21 protein-coding genes are annotated in these 23,903 nt (G+C 67.3%); 9 read left to right on the top strand and 12 right to left on the bottom strand.

What is annotated here, in order from left to right:
- Positions 1-4: 4 nt before the first annotated feature.
- Positions 5-1,606, bottom strand: a complete 1,602-nt coding sequence (locus ACFSCW_RS14190) for a methyl-accepting chemotaxis protein (RefSeq protein ID WP_380890549.1) — start codon at positions 1,604-1,606, stop codon at positions 5-7.
- A 127-nt stretch (positions 1,607-1,733) separates the two neighbouring features.
- Between ACFSCW_RS14190 and ACFSCW_RS14185 the strand changes: the two genes are divergently transcribed.
- The 5 genes from ACFSCW_RS14185 (at position 1,734) to ACFSCW_RS14165 (ending at position 6,046) form a co-directional block, all read left to right on the top strand.
- Positions 1,734-2,573: a tetratricopeptide repeat protein gene (locus ACFSCW_RS14185; RefSeq protein ID WP_380890547.1), complete on the top strand. Its 840-nt coding sequence runs from the start codon at positions 1,734-1,736 to the stop codon at positions 2,571-2,573.
- A 7-nt stretch (positions 2,574-2,580) separates the two neighbouring features.
- A complete protein-coding gene (locus ACFSCW_RS14180) occupies positions 2,581-3,051 on the top strand; it encodes an NUDIX hydrolase (protein WP_380890545.1) in 471 nt (156 codons plus the stop codon).
- Positions 3,052-3,080: 29 nt separating this feature from the next.
- Positions 3,081-3,938: a 3-methyl-2-oxobutanoate hydroxymethyltransferase gene (gene panB, locus ACFSCW_RS14175; protein WP_380890544.1), complete on the top strand. Its 858-nt coding sequence runs from the start codon at positions 3,081-3,083 to the stop codon at positions 3,936-3,938.
- Positions 3,939-4,034: 96 nt separating this feature from the next.
- Positions 4,035-4,703: a tetratricopeptide repeat protein gene (locus ACFSCW_RS14170; protein ID WP_380890542.1), complete on the top strand. Its 669-nt coding sequence runs from the start codon at positions 4,035-4,037 to the stop codon at positions 4,701-4,703.
- The gene (locus ACFSCW_RS14165) at positions 4,700-6,046 is read left to right on the top strand and encodes an outer membrane protein assembly factor BamB family protein (RefSeq protein WP_380890540.1); all 1,347 of its coding nucleotides are present in this window, start codon (positions 4,700-4,702) and stop codon (positions 6,044-6,046) included. Before ACFSCW_RS14170 ends, ACFSCW_RS14165 begins: the two co-directional genes overlap by 4 nt.
- A gap of 102 nt (positions 6,047-6,148) precedes the next feature.
- Here ACFSCW_RS14165 and ACFSCW_RS14160 read toward each other — a convergent pair whose 3' ends face one another.
- Together ACFSCW_RS14160 and ACFSCW_RS14155 are read right to left on the bottom strand one after the other, a co-directional pair.
- Positions 6,149-6,430 carry a circumsporozoite protein gene (locus ACFSCW_RS14160; RefSeq protein WP_380890539.1) on the bottom strand — a complete coding sequence of 94 codons (282 nt, stop codon included), beginning with the start codon at positions 6,428-6,430 and terminating at the stop codon, positions 6,149-6,151.
- Positions 6,431-6,459: 29 nt separating this feature from the next.
- Positions 6,460-8,181, bottom strand: a complete 1,722-nt coding sequence (locus ACFSCW_RS14155) for an alkaline phosphatase family protein (RefSeq protein WP_380890537.1) — start codon at positions 8,179-8,181, stop codon at positions 6,460-6,462.
- On the opposite strand from ACFSCW_RS14155, the gene ACFSCW_RS14150 reads away from it, so the two are divergent.
- The gene (locus tag ACFSCW_RS14150; RefSeq protein ID WP_380890535.1) at positions 8,152-10,185 is read left to right on the top strand and encodes a protein-disulfide reductase DsbD family protein; all 2,034 of its coding nucleotides are present in this window, start codon (positions 8,152-8,154) and stop codon (positions 10,183-10,185) included. The two genes, ACFSCW_RS14155 and ACFSCW_RS14150, sit on opposite strands and share 30 nt — an antisense overlap.
- Here ACFSCW_RS14150 and ACFSCW_RS14145 read toward each other — a convergent pair.
- From ACFSCW_RS14145 to ACFSCW_RS14105, 9 genes are all read right to left on the bottom strand, one after another.
- Entirely contained in the window at positions 10,176-10,877 is a 702-nt protein-coding gene (locus ACFSCW_RS14145; RefSeq protein WP_380890532.1) for a PEPxxWA-CTERM sorting domain-containing protein, read from the bottom strand. The two genes, ACFSCW_RS14150 and ACFSCW_RS14145, sit on opposite strands and share 10 nt — an antisense overlap.
- A gap of 78 nt (positions 10,878-10,955) precedes the next feature.
- Positions 10,956-11,546: a hypothetical protein gene (locus tag ACFSCW_RS14140; protein ID WP_380890529.1), complete on the bottom strand. Its 591-nt coding sequence runs from the start codon at positions 11,544-11,546 to the stop codon at positions 10,956-10,958.
- Complete coding sequence (locus tag ACFSCW_RS14135) at positions 11,533-13,260, bottom strand: amidohydrolase (protein ID WP_380890526.1); 1,728 nt, start codon at positions 13,258-13,260, stop codon at positions 11,533-11,535. The genes ACFSCW_RS14140 and ACFSCW_RS14135 overlap by 14 nt, the downstream gene beginning before the upstream one ends.
- A 44-nt stretch (positions 13,261-13,304) precedes the next feature.
- Entirely contained in the window at positions 13,305-14,171 is an 867-nt protein-coding gene (locus ACFSCW_RS14130; protein WP_380890524.1) for an NAD(P)-dependent oxidoreductase, read from the bottom strand.
- A gap of 127 nt (positions 14,172-14,298) precedes the next feature.
- On the bottom strand, positions 14,299-14,910 hold the full coding sequence (locus ACFSCW_RS14125) for a PEPxxWA-CTERM sorting domain-containing protein (protein ID WP_380890523.1): 612 nt from the start codon (positions 14,908-14,910) through the stop codon (positions 14,299-14,301).
- 244 nt (positions 14,911-15,154) lie between these two features.
- The gene (locus ACFSCW_RS14120; RefSeq protein WP_380890520.1) at positions 15,155-16,123 is read right to left on the bottom strand and encodes an SDR family NAD(P)-dependent oxidoreductase; all 969 of its coding nucleotides are present in this window, start codon (positions 16,121-16,123) and stop codon (positions 15,155-15,157) included.
- Between the two features lie 5 nt (positions 16,124-16,128).
- A complete protein-coding gene (gene glf / locus ACFSCW_RS14115) occupies positions 16,129-18,423 on the bottom strand; it encodes a UDP-galactopyranose mutase (RefSeq protein ID WP_380890517.1) in 2,295 nt (764 codons plus the stop codon).
- Between the two features lie 294 nt (positions 18,424-18,717).
- A complete protein-coding gene (locus ACFSCW_RS14110; RefSeq protein ID WP_380890516.1) occupies positions 18,718-19,140 on the bottom strand; it encodes a GFA family protein in 423 nt (140 codons plus the stop codon).
- Entirely contained in the window at positions 19,137-20,774 is a 1,638-nt protein-coding gene (locus tag ACFSCW_RS14105) for an FAD-dependent oxidoreductase (RefSeq protein WP_380890514.1), read from the bottom strand. The genes ACFSCW_RS14110 and ACFSCW_RS14105 overlap by 4 nt, the downstream gene beginning before the upstream one ends.
- Before the next feature lie 133 nt (positions 20,775-20,907).
- Here ACFSCW_RS14105 and ACFSCW_RS14100 point away from each other — a divergent pair, with 133 nt between their 5' ends.
- Genes ACFSCW_RS14100 through ACFSCW_RS14090 form a run of 3 tightly spaced genes read left to right on the top strand, consistent with a single transcriptional unit; the run spans position 20,908 to position 23,899 of the window.
- Positions 20,908-22,026: an 8-amino-7-oxononanoate synthase gene (locus ACFSCW_RS14100; RefSeq protein WP_380890512.1), complete on the top strand. Its 1,119-nt coding sequence runs from the start codon at positions 20,908-20,910 to the stop codon at positions 22,024-22,026.
- Positions 22,023-22,652 carry a dethiobiotin synthase gene (bioD, locus tag ACFSCW_RS14095; protein ID WP_380890510.1) on the top strand — a complete coding sequence of 210 codons (630 nt, stop codon included), beginning with the start codon at positions 22,023-22,025 and terminating at the stop codon, positions 22,650-22,652. Before ACFSCW_RS14100 ends, bioD begins: the two co-directional genes overlap by 4 nt.
- A complete protein-coding gene (locus tag ACFSCW_RS14090; RefSeq protein ID WP_380890507.1) occupies positions 22,649-23,899 on the top strand; it encodes an adenosylmethionine--8-amino-7-oxononanoate transaminase in 1,251 nt (416 codons plus the stop codon). Before bioD ends, ACFSCW_RS14090 begins: the two co-directional genes overlap by 4 nt.
- The last annotated feature ends 4 nt before the right edge of the window (positions 23,900-23,903 follow it).

The following is a 23,903-nucleotide window of genomic DNA, read 5'->3' as shown; positions in this document are numbered from 1 at the left end:
GACCTTAAGCCGCGCGCAGATCGCGGAGGAAGGCGCGCGTCTCCGCGAGGATCGATTGGGTGCGCGCGACCAGTTCGGCGGAGCGGCCCTCGACCTTCTCCGTCAGATCGGACGAAAGCACGGCGGCCTGCTTGGCCTCGGCGACGCGGCCATGCACATCAGCCGCAAAGGAGGCCGCGATGGAAGCGTGCTCCTCCAGCTCGCCGACAATCGCTCCTTGCCCCCGAAGGGCCTCGCCCAAGGTTTGCGCCAGATCGTCGAACACGGCGAGGCAGGACTGCATCTCGGCGATCGCGGCCTCGGTGTGACCGGAGGCGAATGTAATATCGTCCGCCCTTTGCCGGACGTCGCCGGTCGCGCGGCCGGTCTGGCTGGCGAGCGACTTCACTTCGGAAGCGACCACGGCGAATCCGCGCCCCGCCTCTCCGGCGCGCGCTGCCTCGATCGTGGCATTGAGCGCCAGGAGGTTGGTGCGGCGGGCAATGTCTTCGATGGCTGTCGAGATCGCCCCGATGCCCTGCGCATTGTGCACGAGCGCGCGGAACTGTTCTTCGGCTCGGCCGGTCAGGTCATAGGCGCGCGCATTGGCTTTGGCCTGGTCGTCGACCCGGGTTTGGACCGCGGCGAGCGCTTCGCGAAGGTCGGCGGCGAGCATCGTCAGGCCGGCCAGATCGGCCTCGGACCGGTCGACCTTTTCGGCCAAGGCGACGAAGCGCTGGTGGCTTGCGACGGCGGATTGGGCGAGGTTGCGCGCCAATGCACTGGCCTGCTCGGCATCGCTGGCGACGGCCTCGATGCCCGATAGCAGACGGGTTTCGAACGACCGCGCAATCTCCGTGATCGCACGACGGCGCTCGGCATCCTGCAACTCGCGCGTCTGCGCGGCTTCGCGGGATGCCGCGGCCTCACGTGCGGCGGCCGTCTCTGCTTCGCGGGCGGCGAGGATCGCGACTTCGGCGCGCGCGCGCTCGATCTCGGCGCCGCTGTTGTACTGGGCGACAATCATCTTGTGCTGCGCGATGCTGGTCCGTCCCAGCATCAGCACGAACACGGCAAGAAACGCGTAAACTGGCCATTCGATCGCACTTGCTGTCGAATAGGCGCCGCAGACGATCGTGACGGTCCCGAGAAAGCTGGCGCTGGCCGCGGGAATCGAGGCATAGCGGGCGGAGCCGACGGCCATCACGCCGGCCATCACCGCCACAACCAGCACCTGCGTCTGCGTGTCGGCATACAAGCCGGCGCTGGAGAGGAAGACATACCAGCCGAGCGCGACGAAAGCGGCCTCCGCGGAGATCTGGCGAACGCGCGCGGCCGGATTGGCCACTTGCCAACCGGTCGCCCGATCGCGCCACCAGCGCCAGAGCATCACGAAGCATGTGAAGGTGTGAAACACCCACGCCCCGATAATCTCGGCCTGATCGGGCGAACCGAGCGTCGCGAGCAGCGTCCCCGTCGAGACGAGCAGGCTCATCGCGAAGGTCACCGGATAGGTGCGCGTGGCATAATCGATCTGGGCGCGCAGCAGCTCGTCCGACAGCCCTTTCGAGCTGAACACGTCCCGCAGCGCCGCTAACCGGCTCAGCTTGCTTTCGTTTCTGTGCACCCCGGCTGGATACCGGCCAATGGCTAAAACCCTGTTAAGCCTATTGGCTTTCGCAACCATCCCGCTTCAGGATAGGGACAGCCGGGCTTTGCAACGAACGTCCGGTGCTGCTTATGGGGCTGTATCGATGCTGAAACGATTAACCTTCCTGTTCCTCCTGGGCGCAGCAACAGCGCCGCTGGCCGCGCAGACCGCGCCCGACCTGAATGCGCGGGTCGGCAAGATCGAGAAGGAGCTGCGCGCGGTGCAGCGCAAGGTCTTCCCGAACGGCCAGCCGCTGGAGCCGGAAATCGTCGCGCCGACGCCCACGCCGCCGCCTGCGCCGACGACCTCTCCGATCGCCGACCTGACCGCGCGCGTGGATGCTATCGAGGCGCAGGTCCGCGGCATCACCGCGCAGGCCGAGCAGAACGACCATCGGATTGCCCAACTCGAGGATCAGGTGAAGCAGCTCGTCGCCGACGCCCAGGCCCGGGCCGCGGCTCCGGCACCCGCGCCTGCAGCCGCTGCGCCTTCGCAGGATGCCGCGGCGACAGCCGCCTCGGCTCCGACCGGTATCGAGCGTCCCCAGACCGGCGATGCGGCCGAGGACGGCTATCTCTATGGGTTTCGTCTGTGGCAGGCCAAGATGTATCCGGAAGCGGAGACCGAGCTGAAGCGGGTGGCGGATCAATATCCCAACCACCGCCGTGCGTCCTACGCCCAGAACCTGCTCGGCCGCGCTTATCTCGACGAAGGCAAGCCCGCACTGGCGGCGGTGGCGCTCTACGACAGCTACAAGAAATGGCCGCAAGGCGAGCGCGCGGCCGAGAGCCTTTACTGGCTGGGCCAGGCGCTGACGGAGCTCAAGAAACCCGCCGACGCCTGCAAGGTCTATGCGCAGTTCACCGACGATTACGGCGCAACCGCCGCCGCAAGCCTGAAGGCGCAGGTCGCGGCAGGCCGCAAGCGCGCAAAATGCGCCTGATCGACGCATGAGAGGTCTGAGCGCCGGGCTTTTGCTGTTCCGGCGTTCGGCGTCGACTCTGGAAGTGTTGTTGGTCCGTCCGGGCGGCCCCTATTGGCGCAAGCGCGACATCGGCGCGTGGCAAATCCCGAAGGGCGCGATCGAGGAAGGCGAGGAGCCGTTGCAGGCGGCCTTCCGCGAGGTCGAGGAGGAGTTGGGCTTCCGCCCCGAGGGAGAGCCGTTTCCGCTCGGCCGCATCCGTCAGACCGGCGGCAAGCTGGTCGAGGCTTTCGCGCTGGAGAGCGATTTCGATTGCCAGACGCTGACCAGCATCTCCTTCGAGATGGAATGGCCGCCACGCAGCGGCCGCAAGGAGAGCTTCCCGGAAGTGGAGGAAGCGCGCTGGCTCACCCTGCCTGCCGCCGCCGAACGGATCCTCCCCAGCCAGGCGCCCTTGCTCGACCGGCTGACCGAGGCGCTGCGGCTTCGGGGCTGGTGAAAACGCGCCGGACGGAGCAGAAGTCGGCCATGTCCACGACCTACACGCTCGACACCTCGACCAGCCGCGCCAATCCGACGCCCGCGCCGATGAAGCGGCTGACCGTGCCGGCGGTGCGGGCGCGCAAGGGCGGCCAGCCGCTGGTGATGCTGACGGCCTATACCGTGCGGATGGCGCAGTTGCTCGATCCGCATTGCGACATCCTGCTGGTCGGCGACAGCCTGGGCCAGGTGATCTATGGCCTGCCCTCGACGCTCCCCGTCAGCCTCGACATGATGTGCGCGCATGGCGCTGCCGTGGTGCGCGGCAGCTATCATGCGCTGGTGATCGTCGACATGCCGTTCGGCAGCTACGAGACGTCGCCCGAACATGCCTTTCGGAGCGCGTCGCGGGTGATGAAGGAAACCGGCGCCGCCGGCATCAAGCTGGAAGGCGGCGAGGCGATGGCCGAGACGGTCGCGTTCCTTTCGCGCCGCGGCATTCCGGTGATGGGGCATGTCGGGCTGACGCCGCAGGCAGTGAACGTGCTTGGCGGCCACCGGGTGCAGGGTCGCGACGATGCGACGGCGGACAAGGTGATGGCCGATGCGCGCGCGGTGGCCGACGCCGGCGCGTTCGCGGTCGTCGTCGAGGGTGTTGTCGAGCCGATCGGCAAGGCGGTGACGGAAGCGATCGCTTGCCCGACGATCGGCATTGGCGCATCGGTCGCGTGCGACGGGCAAGTGCTGGTCGCCGAGGACATGCTGGGCCTGTTCGAGCGCACGCCGCGCTTTGTGAAGCGCTACGCCGACATGGCCGCGGTGATCGACGAGGCGGCGACCGAATATGCGCGCGACGTGCGTGCCCGCGCTTTCCCGGGCGAAGAGCAGATCTACGCGCCCAAGTAGCCGCTTCCGTTATGGAAAGGGCGCGGCTAAGGATTGCGCCCATTGACCCCCAGGAGATTTGGTTTGGCCGTATCGCCCGAGACGAATGAAGCCTTCATGCGCGAAGTCGATGAGGAGCTGCGGCGCGACGAACTTGCGAACCTCTGGAAACGCTGGGGCCGTGCTCTCCTCGCAGCGATCGCCGTCGGGCTGATCGCCCTCGCCGCGTTTCTGTGGTGGCGCGATTATCAGGGCAAGCAGGCCGGCGAGGAAGGGCAGAAGCTTTCGGCCGCGATCGACCAGCTTTCGCGCGGGTCCATTGACCCGGCGCTTCCGGCTTTGCGCGAGCTCGGCACTTCGTCCCGCGCCGGCTATCGTGCGGCGGCCAGACTGGCGTCCGGCGCCATTGCCGCGCAGCGTGGCGACGCGAAGACCGCGGTCGCCGACTTCGCCGCGGTCGCCAAGGATGACAGCGCGGGGCAGCCGTTCCGCGATCTGGCGCTGATCCGCCAGACGACGATCGAGTTCGACACGCTGCCGCCCGACCAGGTGATCGCCCGCATGCAGCCGCTCGCGCAGAAAGGCAGCCCCTGGTTCGGCAGCGCCGGCGAGCTCGTCGCAGTTGCGCAACTCAAGGCCGGCAAGCCGAGCGACGCGGGCGCAACGTTCGCGGCGCTCGCTGCCGATGCGAATGTTCCACCCTCGATCCGTTCACGCGCCGCTCAGATGGCGAGCGTACTGGGCGTCGACATCAATCCCGCCGCCCAGCCGAGTTTGACCCGATGATCCGTTCTTTGCGCACTCCCCTGCTGCTCGCGACGATGCTGGCGGTGTCCGGCTGCGGCGTGTTCAAGCCGTCCAAGCCGAAAACGCCGGTGCTGGGGCACCGCATTCCGATCCTGGTCGCCGAGAGCGGCGCCGAGGTCGATCCGGCGCTGGCTTCGGTCGAGGTATCGATTCCTGCGCCTGCCGTGAACACCGAATGGACGCAGCCCGGCGGCAACGCGACGCACTCGATGGGCAACCTTGCGCTATCCGCCTCGCCGAGCCGCGTCTGGGATACGAAGATCGCCGGCGGCAACACCCGCGCGCGCCTCGCTGCGGCGCCGGTGGTGTCGGGCGGCCGAGTCTATGTCGTCGATACGGCAGCGCGGCTGCACGCGCTCGACGCGCAGACGGGACGCGAGATCTGGGCAGTGACGGTCGGCGACGCTACCGGCGGCAAAGGCAAGGGCGACAAACGCTACACCAAGTCGCTGTTCGGCGGCGGCGTCAGCGTCGAAGGCGACAAATTGTTCGCGACCAACGGCTTGGGCGACGTGGCGGCGTTCAATACCTCCGACGGTTCGACCGTGTGGCGCAAGCGCCCGGGCGGTCCTCTGCGCGGGGCGCCGACCCTGTCCAACGGCAATCTCTACGTGATGAGCCAAGACAATCAGGTCTTCGCGCTTCGCCAGAGCGACGGCAATGTCGAATGGACGGCGTCCGGCACGCTCGAAGTTTCCGGCGTGTTCGGCGCGGCGGCTCCGGCGGCGGGCCAGGGCACGGTGATCGCCGGCTTCTCGTCGGGCGAGCTCAACGCCTATCGCTACGAGAATGGTCGCATCGTCTGGCAAGACGCGCTGTCGCGGACCAGCATCTCGACGTCGGTCGGCACGATTTCCGACATCGACGCCGAGCCGGTGATCGACCAGGGACGCGTCTTCGCGATCGGTTCGGGCGGCCGCATGGTCTCGCTCGAGCTGGTGACGGGCCAGCGCATCTGGGAAATCAACGCCGGCGGCATCGCCACGCCCGCCATCGCCGGCGAATGGCTGTTCGCGGTGACCGACGACGCGCGCATCCTCTGCATCGCCCGGTCGAACGGCAAGGTGCGCTGGGCGACCCAGCTTCCGCGCTGGCGCAATCAGAAGGGCAAGAAGGGCGCGATTTCCTGGGTCGGCCCGGTGCTGGCCGGCGGGCGGCTTATCGCGGTCAATAGCCGCGGAGAGATCGCCTATATCTCGCCGATGACGGGAGCGGTCGATTCCACCGTCAAATACGGCAAGCCGCTGAGCCTGCCGCCGGTCGTGGCGAACAATACGCTTTACCTGCTTGACGAGCAGGGCCGTCTGACGGCCTGGCGGTAATCCCAATCCCGCTCGTTTCGAGCGTAGTCGAGAAACGCCGGCCCGGGAGCTAGCGCTTCTCGACTTCGCTCGACGAACGGATCTGAGTATCTCTTAAGGGGCTTAGTGGCCCTTCACGGCATTGCCCGCGTTGGTGAGCGCGTTGCCGGTGGCGTTCGCGGCATTGTCGGTCGCGTTGCCGGCGGCGTTGGCGCTGTTGTCCATCATGTTGCCGGCCGCATCCAGCGCATTGTCGACGCTGTTGGTGCCGGCGGCGGCCGTGTTGTCGATGTCGTTCCCGGCGGATTCGGCGGTGTTGCCCGCATCGCTCTGCGTCTTGTTCGAGCAGGCGGCAAGGCCGAGCGCGGCGGCGGAAATCAGCGCCAGGGCAGTGAACTTCTTCATACCTATCTCCTTGGTGACCCGGCGGCTCTCTACTGAGCGGGCGGAGAAGCGGCAACCGAACAGTTGCTCGCTTCGCTGGCGTCGAGATCCAGGCAGCGGCCGTCGATCTCGTTCGGCGGCACGGGCAAGCCGATCAGCGACGCCAGCGTGGGCATGATGTCGACCGTCTCGACGCCGAGCGGCTGCTCGAAATTCTGCACGCCTTTCCACCAGAACAGGATCGGCACCCGCCGGTCATAATTCCAGAAGCTGCCATGCGTCGCGACATAGCCTTTGGTCGGGTCTGGGATCGGAGTGACCCGTTCCTTTAGTGCGACGATCAGGTCGCCCGAGCGGGCGGGCAGGTAGGAGGCGCGAGCGCGCTCGGCGAGCGTCCAGATTTCGGGCGCTTCGGTGGCTTGCTTCATACGCGCGAGATCGCTGCCGACGAACACGTCCTCGACCAGCGGCGACTGCCGGATCAGCGCAACGGCGCGGGCGATCACCTTTGCACGGGCGCGCGTCGGCAAAGCGCGGTCGAGATAGACGTCGCCGCCCTGGCCGATCAACACCGGGCCGGACAGTCTCAGCTCGCGCCCGATCTGTGCGCCGATCGCCTTGATGTCGAATCGCGCATCGACCCGCTGCGCATCAGGCGCGGCGTGGATGCGGTTGCGTTCCGGCAGATCATGGCCCCCATGATCGGCCGTCAGCACGGCGACATAGTCGACCCCGGTGCGGTCCAGCCTGTCAAAGAATTCGCCGAGGCGCTTGTCGAGCGCGAGAAGCTGGATGCACATCTCGACGCCTTCGGTGCCGTAGGTGTGGCCGACATAGTCGGTCGCCGATTCGCCGATCGAGATGATGTCCGGCGTCGGGCCGCGGCCGAGCTGCATCGAGTCGATCAGCCCTTCGGCGAGGCGCAGGTTTGCATCGTCGATTTCGGGCGAGGCGCGGAACTTGGTGTTCTCGCCAGCACCGCGGCCGAAATGCCAGGTGCCGACGGTCTTGCCGGCTCCGATGGGAATGGCACGGTCGCGGGAGGCGCACATCGCCGGGACGGGCAGCGCCGGCTGCGGCTGCGCAAGCTCTGCAGCGAGCGACTGGCGGAAGGCACCGACTGCGGTATCAGGCGCGGGCTGGCCGGCGATGGTCACATAATCCTTGCCGTTCCAGAACCAGAGCTGGTCGACCTTGTGGCCGCCCATCATCACGGCTGCGCGGTCCTTACCGGCGACCGAGACAACGCGGGTTGCGGGATTGGCGGCCTTCATGCGCTCACCGAGCGTGGGGACGAGCAGGTGCTTTGCAGACACGGTGTAGTTGGAGGAGGTGCTGCCCGGCACCGTCTCGTCCTCGGCGCAATAGACAACCTTGTCCGCGCGGGCGACGGACTGGTCGAGCCAATCGTTGGCGATGATGCCGGTGCGGTAGGGACGGCTGCCGGTCAGGATCGTCGAGTGACCCGGGCAGGTTTCGGTCGCGGCATGGCTCTGGAAACCGGACGGGAAGACGACACCCTCGGACAGCCGCTTCAGCCCGCCGGTGAAATGCTGGCGATATTCGGCGAAGAGGTCCGCAGAAAATTGGTCGACGGAGATCGCGACGATCAGCTTGGGCCGCGGCGTCTGCGCCTGGGCTGTGGCAGCAGCGAAAGCGGCAGCAAGAATGGTAGCGAGGGGACGCAGCTTCACGCAGAAACTCCTTGGGTTTCGGGCCTGCGAACCGATAGGGAAAGCGCGATGCGGGCGAAACTCATTTTCTTGGCTCATCTGCTGTTGGCTGCTCTGTTGCTGCCGACGGCTGCGCGCGCCCAGCACATCCATCCGCGCCTGATCGCGGAGAGCGCCGCGCCCGCGTCCGGGCAGACGGTCGCGCTGGCGGTAGTGATGACGCCGGACAAGGGCTGGCACGGTTATTGGCAGAATCCCGGCGATGCCGGCGTGCCCGCGGACGTGAAGTGGCGCTTGCCCGAAGGCGCGAGCGTCGATGCGCTTCGCTACCCCGTACCGGGAACGCTGCTGATCGCCGGGCTAATGAACTATGTCTATGAGCGCGAATATGCGCTGATCGCGTCGCTGGCTGTGCCGAACGACGCGCGGCCCGGAACGCCGCTGCGGATCCAGGGCGATGCGACCTGGCTCGCCTGCACCGAGGAAGTGTGCGTGCCCGAGCAGGGTCCGATCGCGGTCGATCTGACCGTCGGCGACGGGCGGATCGAGCCGGCGACGCGCACGCAGTTCGACGGCTGGCGCGCCAGGCTGCCGCGGCCGTTGGGCGCATCGGCACGCTTCGAGGTCAGGCAAGGGCGGATGCGGATCGCGGTGCCGCTGCCGCAGGACGTTGCGGTTGCCGATCCGTATTTCTTCCCCTCCTCCGAGAACGCGGTCGACTATGCCGCGCCGCAAAGCGTCACGCGGAACGGCGACGCGCTGATCGTCGAGACCGCGGCGCGAGGGACGCCCAAGGCGCTGTCCGGCGTGCTGCGCCTCAATGGCGACACCGGCCTCTCGATTGACGCCGTGCCCGGCCCGGTACCGGCGGCGGGCGAACCGGTCGGCAGGACGAGCGCCGCGAGCTGGGGGCTGCGGACTGTGCTGATCGCTCTCGCCAGCGCCGTGCTGGGCGGGCTGCTGCTGAACGTGATGCCGTGCGTGTTCCCGATCCTGAGCCTCAAGGCGCTGGGGCTGGCGCGGGCAACGGTGGACGAGCGCGAGGCGCGGCGCGAGGCGCTCGCCTATACGGCGGGCGTGATCGTCACCTGTCTGGCGCTCGGCGGCGTGCTGCTGGCGCTGCGGGCCGGCGGCGCGGCGGTGGGATGGGCGTTCCAGTTGCAGGACCCGCGGATCATCGGACTGTTGCTGCTGCTGGTGACAGCAATCGCGCTGAACCTGGCCGGACTGTTCGAGCTGCGCACGATCGGCGCCGGCGAGGCCCTGGCGGCGCGCGGCGGTATCGGCGGGGCGTTCTGGACCGGCGCGCTAGCTGCGTTCGTGGCGACGCCGTGCACTGGCCCTTTCATGGCGGCGGCGCTCGGCGCGGCGCTGGTGCTGCCGGTGGCGGCGGCGCTGGCGGTGTTCGCCGGGCTGGGACTTGGGCTTGCCTTGCCCTTTCTCCTGATGGGCTTCGTGCCGGCGATCCGGCGGCGATTGCCGAAACCGGGGCCTTGGATGGAGACGATGCGGAGCATTCTCTCGGTGCCGATGTTCCTGACTGCGCTTGGGCTTGCCTGGATCCTGGGGCGGCAGGCCGGCGTCGACGGCATGGTGCTGGGGCTCGGCGCGGCGCTGCTGCTGAGCCTCGCCCTTTGGTGGGCCGGGGTGCGCCAGAACCGAGGCCGGCCGATCCTGCCTGCCCTGCCCGCGGCGGCGATTGCGGCCGGGCTGGTCCTGACCGCGGCCCCGGTCGCCAGCCGGGCCGAAGCGGGCGGGCCGCTCAAGGCTCAGCCGTTCAGCGAGGCGGCGCTGAAGACGGCGCGGGACTCGGGCCGCCCGGTGTTCGCCTATTTCACCGCCGACTGGTGCCTGACCTGCAAGGTCAACGAGAAGGCAGCGATCGAGCGGGCCGAGGTCGCCGACGCCTTTGCCAAGCACAAGGTCGCCGTGCTGGTTGGCGACTGGACCAATGGCGACCCTGCGATCGGCCGCTTCATCGAGGCGCACGGCCGATCAGGCGTGCCGCTCTATCTCTATTACCGCCCGGGCGTGGCGGAACCCGAGGTGCTGCCGCAGGTGCTCACCCCCGACGCCCTGATCGAACGCGCGCGTCAGTCGTAGGCGACGACCAGCCGCCGCCTGCGCATCGCACCGCCGGCCAGCGCAAAGCCGCCGACCATCATCGCCCATGTCGCCGGCTCGGGAATGCCGGCCACCAGGCTGAAGGCGCGATCGTTCGGGCGGTTGAAGTGGTTGCCATTCGTATCGGTCTGGGCAGTCAGTCCGTCCACGGTGGCCGTTGCCGGGCTCCATGAGAAGAAGGGCGTGAAGCTCGCGGCGAGCGACAGCGGCGAGAACCAGTAGGTCGTGCCCGCAACCGCCGTGAAGGTGGACGGCAGCGTGGCGCTGAAGCTGTAGAGATCGACCGGGCTGGCCCCGAACGATCCGGAACCGATCTTGGTCGCCGTCACCGATGCCGCGGGCAAGGTGATGGTATAGAGCTCCGTCCCCGGGAAGTTCGAACTGTCGGCGAAGAACCCGATCGTCCAATTGATCGTGTTGGGCACGCCCGGGGTGATCGTTTGCGACTGGTCGATATAGATGCCTTGCCAAGTCACTCGGCCGATCTGGGCGGTCGAGCCGAGCGTGAAATTGTCATAGGCGCGGAAGCCGGATGCGCCGGCATAGTGCGAGGTCCAGCAGCTTGGATTGCAGGCCTGGGTTCCGGGCTGATCGTAGACGGTCTGGGCGAAAGCGACGGACGGCGAGGCCAGAGCTGCCGCGAGCAGCAGGCCGCGAAGTTGAGCGTGCATGGACATTCCCCCCGAATGCTGCGCGAGTCGCGCCCGAAATGGTTAACAGATTCGGGCGCGAATGACGAGGCCGCCGCCTCAGCCGGGCGGCGGCGTGACGGATGGCGCCGGGGCGGGCGCAGCGACATTGGCAGGTGCGGAGGTCGCGTCCGGCGCGGGGAGATGGGGTTCGGGCGGCGTGCGGCAGAAATCGACAACGCGGCGGATCGCGACGCCGCCGGGAACGGTGAGCGCCTCCGCCCCGCCCGAGACGATGACCTGCGATTGCGGGCGCGCCATCGCATCGAGCACGCCGTCGTTCATGCTGGTCCGCGCCTGCACCCGGCCATTGCCGGCGTCGCGCGTGCCGAGACTGGCGGAGCCGCCCTCCGCGGACAGGTTCATCGCCGTGCCACCGCCCGCGCGTTCAAAGACGATCGACTGGCTTCCGCGTTCGCAGCGCAGCGCGAAAACCGGGGGCTGGTCCGCAGCGCCGTAGAAAGCGGCGCCATTCACGACGCGCCACGCCATTGGCGAGCCCTCGCCCTCCGGCGCTTCGGACACATTCTGCTCGGTGACGTTCGCGCTGGCGACGCGTGGCTCGCCGCTCCGTTCGGTGCGGTTGCCGACGGTCATCTTGTCGCAGCCGGCGAGCAGCAGCGCTATGAGGACGAGACTATTTCGCGACATAGGCGCGCTGCCCTCCGATCCAGGTTTCAAGCACCTTGGTCGCCCGAAGCTGCGCCGGCGCGCTTTCCAGCGGATCGGTGTCGACGATCACGAAATCGGCGCGCAGCCCCGGCTGGAGCATGCCGATGCGGTCCTCCGCCTGCCCGGCATAGGCCGCCTCGGTGGTGAAGCCCGCCAGCGCGACTTCGCGGCTCACCCGCTCCTGCGGCTGCCAGCCGCCAAAAGGCTGGCCCTGCGCGTCCTCGCGGCTGATCGCGGCGGCCATGCCCGGGAAAGGGTTGGGCGATTCGACCGGCGTGTCGGAGCCGAAGGCGAGATGCGCGCCGGTCTTGCGGATCGATTCCCAGGCATAGGCGCCGGCGAGGCGGTTCGGCCCAAGCCGTGCTTCCGCCATCAGCCGGTCGGACGTCTGGTGGGTCGGCTGCATCGAGGCGACGATGCCGAATTTACCGAAGCGCGCGATGTCGGCGGGATCGACGATCTGGGCGTGCTCGATCCGCCAGCGGCGGTCGTCCCTGTACGACGGCGCGACTTCCTCGATCGCGCTCAGCACCTGCGCGTTGGCGCGATCACCGATCGCGTGGACGGCGACCTGGAATTTGTCCATCGCTGCGCGGACCATCAAGTTGCGGATTTTGGCGTCGTCCATGAAACCGAGGCCGCTTTCCTTCGGCGCATCGGCATAGGGCTGCTTCAGCCAGGCGCCGCGCGAGCCGAGCGCGCCATCGGCGTAGAGCTTGATGCCGACCATCCGCAGCCGGTCGTCATAGAGCCAGGGCGTCGGCCCTGCGCCGGCAACGGCCAACGCCGGCTCCAGTCCCATCGCGTAGGAAATGATGCGGACCTTCAGCACGCCCGCATCGCCCGCGCGGCGATAGACGTTCCAATCCTCGACCGAGGTGCCCATGTCGGCGATGCCGGTGATGCCGTAGCCGAGAAGGATTGCCTGCGCCTTGGACAGCGCGATGTCGCGCTCGCGGGGTTGCGGGGCGGGCACGACTTTTTCGATGAGCTGGCGAGCGGCATCGACGAACACACCCGCGGGCTGGCCAGTGGCGGTTTTCTCGATGCGGCCGCCGGATGGGGACGGGGTCGCGGCAGACACGCCCGCCGCCTTCATTGCGACGCTGTTCGCCCAGCCGGCATGGCCGTCGACCCGGACCAGCCAGACCGGCTTGTTCGGAACGATGGCGTCGATGTCCGCGGCAGTCGGAAAACGGCCGAGACCCCATTGTTCCTGATTCCAGCCGGCACCGACGATCCAGGGCCGATCAGGATTGGCCTTGGCATACGCGGCGAGCATCGCCTTGGCCTCGTCGAGCGACTTGGCCGCAGTCAGGTCCAGCGACATCGCCTTGAAGCCCAGCTCCATGACATGGCCGTGCGCGTCGATCAGGCCGGGCATCAGCACGCGCCCCTTGCCGTCGTAGCGGAAATCGAGCCCGCGATCGGGCCGCTTGTCGCCGCGCTGGAGGAGCTTTGCGACGCGGCCATCCTTGTCGACCACCATGCCGGTGAAGCGCTCCACCTTGCCCGATTTAGTGAGCGTCAGGCCGTCGACATTGTCGATCAGGGAGTCGGCATGCGCTGGGGCTGCGAGAAGTGCCGCACCGAGCAGAAGTTGAGGAAATTGAGTAGGTGAAAAGAATGATCGGCCCCGCCCCTTTATGCGCGAAACCAGGGCGATGCGGGCGGGAAAGGAACGAGCGATCATTCCGGCTGCATAGCCGCAACAGCACGGAGTAGGACAGCCCCCAGCTATTTGGGCAGTCTTCGGATCAGGGCGCTGGTGTCCTGGCGGCCGGCGCCCATCGCCTGACAGTCGGCATAGAATTGATCGACGAGGCTCGCGACCGGGAGAGTGGCGCCGTTGGTGCGGGCTTCGTCGATGGCGAGGCCAAGATCCTTGCGCATCCAGTCGATCGCGAAGCCGAAATCGAATTCGTCGTCCGCCATCGTCTTCCAGCGATGGAGCATCTGCCAGCTTGCCGCGGCGCCGCCCGAGATCGCCTCGAACACCTTGTCTATGGCGAGATCGGCATGCTGGGCGAAGCGGAGCGATTCCGCGACGCCCTGCAGCGCGCCGGCGATGCAGATCTGGTTGCACATCTTGGTCGTTTGGCCGGCGCCCGGCGGGCCGATATGCGTGATGCGGCCGGCATAGGCCTCCATATAGGGCCAGGCCGCCTGCACCGCCTTGTCGCGACCGCCGCACATGATCGACAGCGTGCCGTTCTCGGCGCCCGCCTGGCCGCCCGAAACCGGCGCATCGACGCACAGGATTTCCTTCGACTTGCCCTCGACCGCGAGCTGGCGCGCGATCTTTGCCGAGACGGTGGTGTGGTCGATATAGATCGCGCCCGGGGCCATCGAACGGAAGGCGCCTTCGCGGCCGAGCGTCACCTCCGCCAGATCGTCGTCATTGCCGACACAAGTGATGACGACTTCCTGCCCTTCGGCCGCCTCGACCGGGCTGGCGGCCATGCGCCCGCCGTGCTCGGCGACCCAGCGCTCGGCCTTGGCCGGCGAGCGATTATAGATGGTGAGGTCGTGGCCCTTGGCGGCCAAGTGACGAGCCATCGGGCCGCCCATCACGCCGATGCCGATGAATGCGATGCGGGACATGGGATGCGATTAGTCGGAGCGAAGCAAAGAGGCTACCCCGTAGGACTATCGGCGGCGCTGACGATACACACAAAAAAGGCCCCGCCAGCGTTACACCGGCGGGGCCTGTTTTTGTTGCCGATACGGCTTAGGCGGTGACGCGAACCGCGCGGTTGCGGCGCCGCGATGCCGCACCGAGCAGGCCGAAGCCGCCCAGCATCATGGCCCAGGTCGCCGGTTCCGGAACCGCGCCGGCGGCTGGAACGCGAACCGTGCCGACCTGATAGGCCGCGGTATTCTGTTCAGCCAGCGGGTTGTTCTTCGTCGTCAGCGTGAAGAACGCGTCGAACTTCGTGCCGCCCAGCGTCGAGCGAGCGCTCAAGCCGTTAAAGTCCAGCGCCGTGAAAGGCCCGCCGGTATTGCGGAATTCCGGACCCGTGTAGGTGAACACCAGGTTCGGGATGTTCGGATCGTCGTTCTGACCCGGCGTCAGGATCACGTTGGTCGAGGTGTTTTCAACCGAGACGGCGACGTTGGTGTTGCCGTCTGCCGAGATCGAACCAGGGATGTAGCCCGCGAAGTCGAAGATCACGAGACGATCGCCCGAACGCAGACCCTCATCCGGACCCAGCGTGCCCTGATAATTGAAGGTGAAATTGCCCGGACCATTCGTGGTGATCGACTGGAGAGTGATCACCGCTGCGCTCGCAGGCCCCGCAAACGCTACTGCCGCTGCCGCGGCCAAGACCCATTTCTTCATTCACATTGCTCCCTGAGCGGATCGTTGCACCCCAATGAAGCAACCGCTTCCCGCTCTGACGCGTCGAACACACGGCTCGCGGTTCCGGTTCATTGAATCTTAAGGAATTATTTTCTTTCGGATGCGGAACCATTTTGGGATTTATGCGTGCGGTGCAGCATAGGACTGATGCGGCGCAGCATTGGTCGAAGCGGATTCGCTGCAACGCGGTGGGGGCTATCGCGAAAGTGCGTCGAAGCGCAGGTCAGCTTTGGCTTTGGCCGGCGACCTCGAAATCGGCCTTGGCCTCGGGGCGCCGGCGGTCTCGCCCGTCGGCTTCCTCCTGCCGGTTCTGGAGCCAGACGGCTGTGCCGGCAGCGGCGAGTGCGCCGACGAAGAATAGGCCGCCGATGGCGGCGGGGCCGAGGCCACCCTTGCCTTCGCCTTCGTAATCGACCGGCTGGGTCTGCGAGCGGTGCGCCTGCGCCTTCACCGGATCGGGGAAGAGCCTGATCGCGCTCGTCTCCAGCTTGTTCTTGAGGCCGCCGCCGATGACCGCGTGCTTGTCGGCCATCAGCGCGTCGATTGCCTGGCGGGCGACGAGTTCCGGGTCGTCTTTTTCCATCTGTCCGGCAGGCGTGTTGTCCATCCCGGCGCGGTGGAAGAAGTCGGTCTCGGTAGGCCCCGGCATCAGCACCGTGACCCCGATGCCCTTGGGCGCAAGCTCGTTGCGCAGGCCTTCGCCGAAGGAGCGGACGAACGCCTTGGAGGCGGCGTACACTGCCTCGAACGGGCCGGGCATGATGCCGGCGATTGAGGAAGTGAACAGGATGCGCCCTTCGCCACGCTCGGCCATGTCCTTCACGACGAGCTTGGCGAGATGCACCTGACCGCGCACATTGAGGTCGATGAGCTCCAGTTCCTTCTGGAGATCGGTCTCGGTGAAGTCGCCGCCGCCCGAGCCGACGCCGGCGTTCGCACAGAGAATGTCGATCCGGCCGGCCGCGCGGTGCAGTTCGAACACGCCCTGTTCGGTGGCGAGGTCGGCCGCGACGGTGTCGATCTCTACCTCAGGCGCACGCTCGCGGATCAACTCCGCGGCCTGCTCCAGCTTGTCGACATCCTGCGCCGCGATGAGCACGTCATGCCCGGCCTCGGCGAACTGCCGGGCCAGCTCGAAGCCGATACCCGACGATCCGCCGGTGACGAGAACGCGCGGCCGATCCTCTGCCATGTGCCTTACTCCGCTGGGGTGGCTGTCGCCTCCGTGGGTCCGGAGCGAGTAACGCCCGAGCGCGCAAAAAGCGCCGGCCGCCCTTCCGCGCTGGCCCGGAGCGCAGCACTTTCCAGCGCATCCTGCCGCTCTTCCTCCGCGGCCTTGAAGCGGCGATAGGTTGCGAGCGCCTGGCCGACCACCTGGTCCATATTGTAATAGCGGTAGGTGGCGAGCCGGCCGACGAACAGCACGTCAGGCTCGGCCAGCGCCATCGCCTCGTAGCGCTTGTACAGCGCCTGATTTTCCGGCCGCGGGATCGGGTAATAGGGGTCCCCCTCCGCCGACGGATATTCGTAGGTGATGCTGGTCTTCGGCGCCAACTGGCCGGTCAGATATTTATACTCGGTGATCCGGGTATAGGGCACATCCTCCGACGGGTAGTTCACCACCGCGACCGGCTGAAAGACTTCCTGGTCGATCGTCTCGTGGCGGAAGCGGAGCGAGCGGTACGGCAGCTTGCCGTGCCGATAGCCGAAATATTCGTCGATCGGGCCCGTGAAGACCAGCTTGTCGTAGGTCACTTCCCGGCGGACATCCTCCCACTCGACGCCGAGGCGCAGATCGATGTTGGGATGATCGAGCATGTTCTCGAACATCCGGGTGAAGCCGTCGAGCGGCATCGCCTGGAAGGTGTCAGTGAAATAGCGGTCGTCGGTGTTTGTGCGGGTCGGCACGCGGCTGGTGACCGACTTGTCGAGCTCCGACGGGTCCATGCCCCATTGCTTGCGGGTATAGCCCTGGAAGAAGAGCTTGTAGAGCTCGGTCCCGACCTTCGACACGACCACGTCGGCCGAGGTCTTGATTTCGTCGACCGGTTCGGCGCGGCTTTCGAGGAATTTCTCGGCCTCGTCTTCGGTCTGCAGGTTGGCGCCGTAGAGCATGTTCAGCGTCGTTCGGTTGATCGGCATCGGCACCAGCATGTCGCGCACGTCGGCCAGCACGCGGTGCTCATAGGGCCGCCACTTGGTGAAGCGCGACAGATAGGCGAAAATCTCTTCCGAGTTGGTGTGGAAGATGTGGGGCCCGTAGAGGTGGTAGAGAATGCCGTCCTCGTTCGGCAGGTCATAGGCATTGCCGCCGATGTGCGGACGCCTGTCGACCACCAGCACTTTCTTGCCGGCATCGTTGGCGAGCCGCTCGGCCATCACCGAGCCGGCGAAACCGGCGCCGACGACGAGCACGTCGTAATGCGGCTTGAACGAGGTCGCGGGCTGGACGGCGCGGCGCTCGGCCGCGGCCTCCGCGATCAGCGCCTGCATCTGCGCGGCGGTCTCGTCCCACGACATGGTCGAGAGCAGGGCATCGACCGGGCGCAGCCACTCGCGATTCTGCTGTGGCAGCGCCAGCGCCTTTTCGCAGGCGGCGACGAAATCGGCCGGGTTGTTGGCGATCTGGACGGCGTCGAGCTCGCCGTAATGGCGGATCACGTCCTTGATCGGCGTCGACACGACCGGACGGCCGGCGGCCAGATATTCGGGCGTCTTGGTCGGCGAGATGAACCTGGTCGCCTCGTTGATCGCGAACGGCATCATCGCGACGTCCCAGCCCGAGAGATAGGCCGGAAGCTCCGAATAATCCTTGCCGCCGAGCCAGGCGATGTTCGGCTGGGTGGGCAAATCCTCGGGGCTGATCTTCACGACCGGCCCGATCATCACGAACGTCCAGTCGGGGCGCTGCGCAGCGACGGCCGACAGCAGCTCCAGGTCCATGCGTTCGTCGATGACACCGTAAAAGCCGAAGCGCGGATGCGGCAGGCTCGCCTGGTCGGTCGGATCGGCCTGCGCGGCGCGGGCTTGGCCGAAATGCTTGACGTCGACGCTCGAGGGGAAGGCGTGGACGTTCAGGTGACGCTCGCGCTTCGCTTCGTAGAGGCTGTAGCCGCCGGTAAAGACGAGATCGGCCGCGCCCATCAGCTCCTGCTCGAGCGGCAGCAGCTCGGGCGGCGCGAACTTGAAGTTCGCCAGCTCGTCCATGCAGTCATAGACGGTGCAATCGGCGTCGAGATGCCGCGAGAAGGGCAGCATCATCGGGGTGTAATACCAGCGCACCAGCGGCCCGGCGCGGCCAGCAAGCAACTCGTCGACCAGGCGGCGGAGCTGCTTTTCGTGCAGCGAGCCTTCGTTCGGGTTGAGATGCGGCACCGCGACCGTCACGCCACTCTTGGCGCAGATCGAAAGATCGAGGCTCGGCTCCCCGGCGGCGTCGAAGATCGGTTCTTCCCAGACGATGACGCGGTAATCGCGCGCGAAGCGGCTCATCAAATGCTGCGGGCGCTGGAACACGAAATTCCATCGCAGGTGCGAAAAGCACAGAAGGGTGGGCTTAACGGAAGATCCGCCGGAGAAAGCCTGACGCTCGCGGCGACGGGAAGATCCAGATTTCATAGCGCTCCTTCGGTCGCCAGACCGCACCCCGGCGCCCGCGAGGACCGCGGCGCCTTCACTCGTTCATCGGCTGGCAAGCCGTAAAAGCGCCGAAACAGTGACTTAGTTCCCGCCGTTACGCTTCCGTTCGCCGCATCGACGAACCGATTCCGGCAGAATTAAAGTATGTTATTCCGGAACGACCTCTCCGGAGCCTCCGAATTCGGCCGGAAAATCCCGGAGCTTGGGCAGGCCGTCGCGCATGGGGAGGACGGTCTCCGCATAGTTGACGTGCACTGCAGGTGCGAACGCGAGATCGGGTAGGGTCGCGGCGAAAACGTCGACCAGCCCAAGCGGCGGATGGTTGGTCATCAGATGGCCGCCGCACTTCGCGCAATATTGGCGTTCGCTGAGCGGCGTCTTGGCGAACGTCGCGACATGTTCGGCACCTTGCGTCACGCGCACCGCCTCGGGCTTCCACAGGCTGAACGCATTGACCGGACCGCCCGACCAGGAGCGGCACGAGGCGCAATGGCAATAGCCCATCGCCTCGGGCTCGCCTTCCGCTTCGATGCGGACCGCGCCGCAGAAACATTCGCCTTGATGCGTCATGCCTTTGCTTCCTCCTCGCCTTCCGAGTTGATGTAGCGCCACACGCGCGAGACCACGACCGAGCCTTCGCCGACGGCCGACGCGACGCGCTTGACCGAGTTCGCACGGACGTCGCCGACCGCGAAGATACCGGGGTGGGAGGTCGCATAGGGCGTGTCCGCGCCCGCGGCGGCGCCGGTCAGCACGAAGCCGCACGGATCGAGCGCGACCAGCCCGTCCAGCCAGCCGGTGTTGGGTGCAGCGCCGGCCATGATGAACAGCGCGCAGGTGTCCAGCCGGCGCTCCTCGCCGGTCGCGACCTCCCGGACCGAGATCGCCTCCAGCTTGTCTTCGCCGTGCAGCGCGCAGACTTCCGCTCCATATTCGATCGTGATTGCCGGGTCGGCCTCCAGCCGTCGGGTGAGGTAGTGCGACATCGACGCGGCGAGCGACTTGCCACGCACGAGCAGGCGGACGGCGCGGGCGGCGCGGCTGAGATACATCGCCGCCTGCCCCGCCGAATTGCCGCCGCCGACGATCACCACTTCGGTGCCCTTGCAGACGCGCGCTTCCATCTCGGTCGCGGCATAATAGACGCCGGCGCCTTCGAAATCGGCGAGGCGGGGGAGCGGCAGGCGGCGGTACTGGACGCCGGTCGCGACCACGACGGCGGAGGCGCGGATGCTGTGGCCGTGATCGAGCCTGGCGCAGAAGCCGCCGTCCGGCAGCTTTTCGAGATGCTCGACGCGGTGGGGTAGCGCGAAGCGCGTGCCGAACTTCAACGCCTGCACTTCGCCGCGCCAGACCAGATCGGCGCCCGAAATGCCGGTCGGGAAGCCCATGTAATTTTCGATGCGGCTGGACGTGCCCGCCTGGCCGCCGACAGCAAGGTCTTCGACGACCAGCGCGCGCAGCCCTTCGGCGCCAGCATAGACCCCGGCCGCGACTCCCGCCGGGCCGCCGCCGACGATCAGCACGTCGAATGCGGCGCCGTCGTGCAGGTCGCGACAGAGGCCTAGGCGGCGCGCGATTTTTTCGGGCGTCGGGTCCGGCACTGGCTCGCTCGCGAAGATGACGGCAGGCTGGTCGGGCGGCACGCCGCAAGTTCGAGCCAGTTCTTCCGCTTCCGGGCTGCCGAGCGCGGCGGAGGTGAAGGGAATCCGGTTGCGACTGGCGAACTCGGCGATGCGGCGGACGTCGCGGTCTTCCTCCATGCCGATTAGGCGGAGGCTGCCTTCGCGATCGTCGAGCTGGCGCCGCCGCCGCGCGGAGAGGACCGTGATGATGATGTCGGACATTTCCGGAATGTCGGACATCAACTCCAGCAGCGCCTCGCGCGGCACCGCGATCGTGCGCGTGTCCTTCGCCGCTCGCATCGGCAGCGACCAGACGCCGCCGTCGAGCAGCGAAATCTCGCCCATGAACTGGGTCGGGCCGATCGTGGACGGCACGTGCCGCTCGCCGGTGAACGGATTGACGACCTCGATCTCGCCTTCCTCGACATAATAGAGGTGATCGGCCGGATCGCCGGGCTGCGCGACATAGGTGCCGGCGGGGAAAGTGACGATCTTGCCCACCGCACGGAGCGCCTCGACGTGCTCCGGAGCCAGCGGCGTGCGGATCATCTGGCGAAGGTCGGGCCCGATCGATTCCATTGTGGCTCCTCGAACTATCGGCGGGAGCATGGGCGAGGCGTGCAAGGTCGGCAATGGGCATAAAGCCGGACTTGAAGCGCCAACAGGCCGATGAGGCTGGACAGGCGACGATCGCAACATAAGGCGGCCGCGCATGTTGTCGCGGTATTCCGACCATCTCGAGATTCTGGCGAGCGAGCATCGCCGCCGCGCGCTGCAGCCGCGGGGCGGCGTCGACTTTTCATCCAACGACTATCTGGCGATGGCCCATGCGCCGGCGATGCGCGAGGCCGTGAGCGCCGCGCTGACCCGCGGCGTGTCGATCGGGTCGGGCGGCTCGCGGCTGCTGCGCGGCAACGATCCAGAGCACGAAGCACTGGAGCGGGAGGCTGCCGCCTTTTACGGCAGCGAGGCGGCGCTGTTCCTATCGAGCGGCTATGTTGCGAACTCGGCCTTGCTGTCGACGCTGCCTCAGCGCGAGGATCACATCTTCTACGACGCGCTGGTCCATGCCAGCGCGCACGAAGGCATGCGGCTGGCACGGTGCGGGCGGACCGAGGTGCCGCATAACGATGCCGGTGCATTCGAGGACGCGATCGTGCGCTGGCGCGGCGAAGGCCGGCGCAGGCGGCCGTGGATCGTCGTCGAGAGTCTCTACAGCATGGACGGCGATCAAGCGCCGCTGGACGCGCTAGCGGACATCGCCGCGCGGCATGAGGCATTTCTGGTCATCGACGAGGCGCATGCGACGGGCGTGTTCGGGCCTCGGGGACGCGGTTTGGCGGCGGCGCTGCAGGGCCGCGAGAACGTGATCGTGCTGCGCACCCTCGGCAAGGCGCTGGGCTGCGAAGGGGCGCTGATCTGCTGCGCGGCAGTGCTGCGCGACTTCCTGGTCAATCGGGCGCGGGGCTTCATCTTCTCGACGGCGCCGTCGCCCCTGATGGCGGCGGCCGCGCGCGCGGCCATAGGACTAGTGGCGGCCTCTGACGATCGCCGCGCCGAGCTTCGCGCGCTTTGCACCCATGCGGAAAGGCGGTTGGCGCGGCATGGCGCGGTGGCGACGGGGTCGCAGATCCTCCCTCTGGTGCTGGGCAATGACGCGCGGACGATGGCGATTGCCTGGCGGCTGCAGGCGGCCGGCTATGATGTTCGCGGCATCCGGCCGCCGACCGTCGCGCCGGGCACGTCGCGATTGCGGATCGCGCTGACGCTGAACGTCACGACGGCCGATATTGACGGGCTGGACAAGGCGCTGGAACGGGCGCTCGCATGACAAGGCAAATCGTCGTCACCGGGACCGACACGGATGTCGGGAAAACCGTGTTCGCGGCCGCGCTGACGGCGGCGATCGACGGATATTATTGGAAGCCGGTGCAAGCCGGCCTCGATCCGCGCAGCGATCGCGATATGGTGGCGGCGCTTGCCAGCATTGGGGCGGACCGGCTGCTGCCCGAAGCCTATCGCCTCGCCACGCCTTGCTCGCCGCACCGGGCGGCGGAGATCGACGGCGTGGAGATCGAGCCCAAGCGCCTGAACCCGCCAGCGTGCGACCGGCCGCTGGTGATCGAGGGCGCGGGCGGCGCGCTCGTCCCGCTGACGCGCACACTGCTCTACGCTGATGTGTTCGCGGCCTGGAACGCGCCTGTCGTGATCGTTGCCCGCACGGCGCTCGGCACAATCAACCACAGCCTGCTCACGATCGAGGCCCTGCGCGCGCGCGGCGTGCCGTTGATCGGCGTCGCGTTCGTCGGCGATGCCAATGAAGACAGCGAGGCGACGATCGCGCAGATCGGCCAGGTGCGTCGGCTCGGCCGACTTCCGCGGCTCGGTCCGCTCACGCCCGAAACGCTGCGCACGGCGTTCGCCGCCAGCTTCCGCGTCGAAGATTTCCTCGCATGACCTCTCCTGTCTGGCGCCCCTTCACGCAGCATGGCCTGGGCGAGCCGGTGCCGAAGGTCGTGCGCGCCGAGGGTACCGCGCTGTGGACCGAAGATGGCCGGCGCGTTGTCGACGCGATTTCCTCCTGGTGGGTGACGACGCACGGCCATCGCCATCCCCGGATCATGACGGCGATCGCGGAGGCGACCCAGCGGCTCGACCAGATCATTTTCGCCGGCTGGACGCACGAGCCGGCGGAACAACTCGCCGAGGAGCTGATCGCGATGCTCCCCGATCCGCTCGCCTATGTCTTTTATTCGGACAGCGGATCGACCAGCGTCGAAGTCGCGCTGAAAATGGCGCTTGGCTATTGGGCCAATACCGGCAGGCCCAGGCACCGCATCGCGGTGATGGAGTCGAGCTATCACGGCGACACGATCGGCGGCATGTCGGTGGGCGCGCGCGGCGCCTTCAACCGCAGCTATGCGCCTTTGCTGTTCGACGTCGACACGCTGCCGTTTCCGGACGAGGGCCGCGAACAGACGACGCTGGACGCTCTGGAGCGGCTTTGTCGCGGCGGCGATCTCGCCGCGCTGATCGTCGAGCCGCTGATCCTCGGCGCGGGCGGCATGCGCATCTATGCACCAACGGTGCTTGCGCAGATGCGAGCGATTTGCGCGCACCACGAGGTGCTGTTCATCGCCGACGAAGTGATGACCGGATGGGGCCGCACCGGCACTTTGCTTGCCTGCGAGCAGGCCGGCGTCGTGCCCGACATCCTGTGTCTGTCGAAAGGACTGACCGGGGGTGCGGTGCCGCTGGCGGTCACCGTCGCCACCGCGCCGATCTTCGAAGCGCACCGCTCGACCGACCGGGCGAAGATGTTCTTCCATTCGTCCAGCTACACCGCGAACCCGATCGCCTGCTCCGCTGCGCTCGCCAATCTTGAGGTATGGCGGGACGAGCCCGTCGCCGAACGGATCGCCACGCTCGCAGCGCGTCAGCAGGACCGTCTGAACCGCCTCTCCGGCCATCCAGCGATCCTGAATCGGCGCCGCCTCGGCACGATCACGGCGATGGAGCTGGGCGCGCCCGACAGCGCCTATCTGTCCGATCTCGGGCCGCGCCTGCTCGCCTTCTTCCGCGACCGCGACCTGCTGCTCCGCCCACTCGGCAACACGATCTATGTGATGCCGCCCTATTGCACCGGCGAGGACGATCTCGACCGCATCTACGATGCGATCGAAGCGGCGGTGCAGTTCGTCTGAATTA

Source organism: Sphingomonas tabacisoli (genome assembly GCF_042678385.1).
In the GTDB taxonomy this organism is placed as follows: domain Bacteria; phylum Pseudomonadota; class Alphaproteobacteria; order Sphingomonadales; family Sphingomonadaceae; genus Sphingomonas_B; species Sphingomonas_B tabacisoli.
This window is presented reverse-complemented; position numbering and strand designations above follow the sequence as displayed.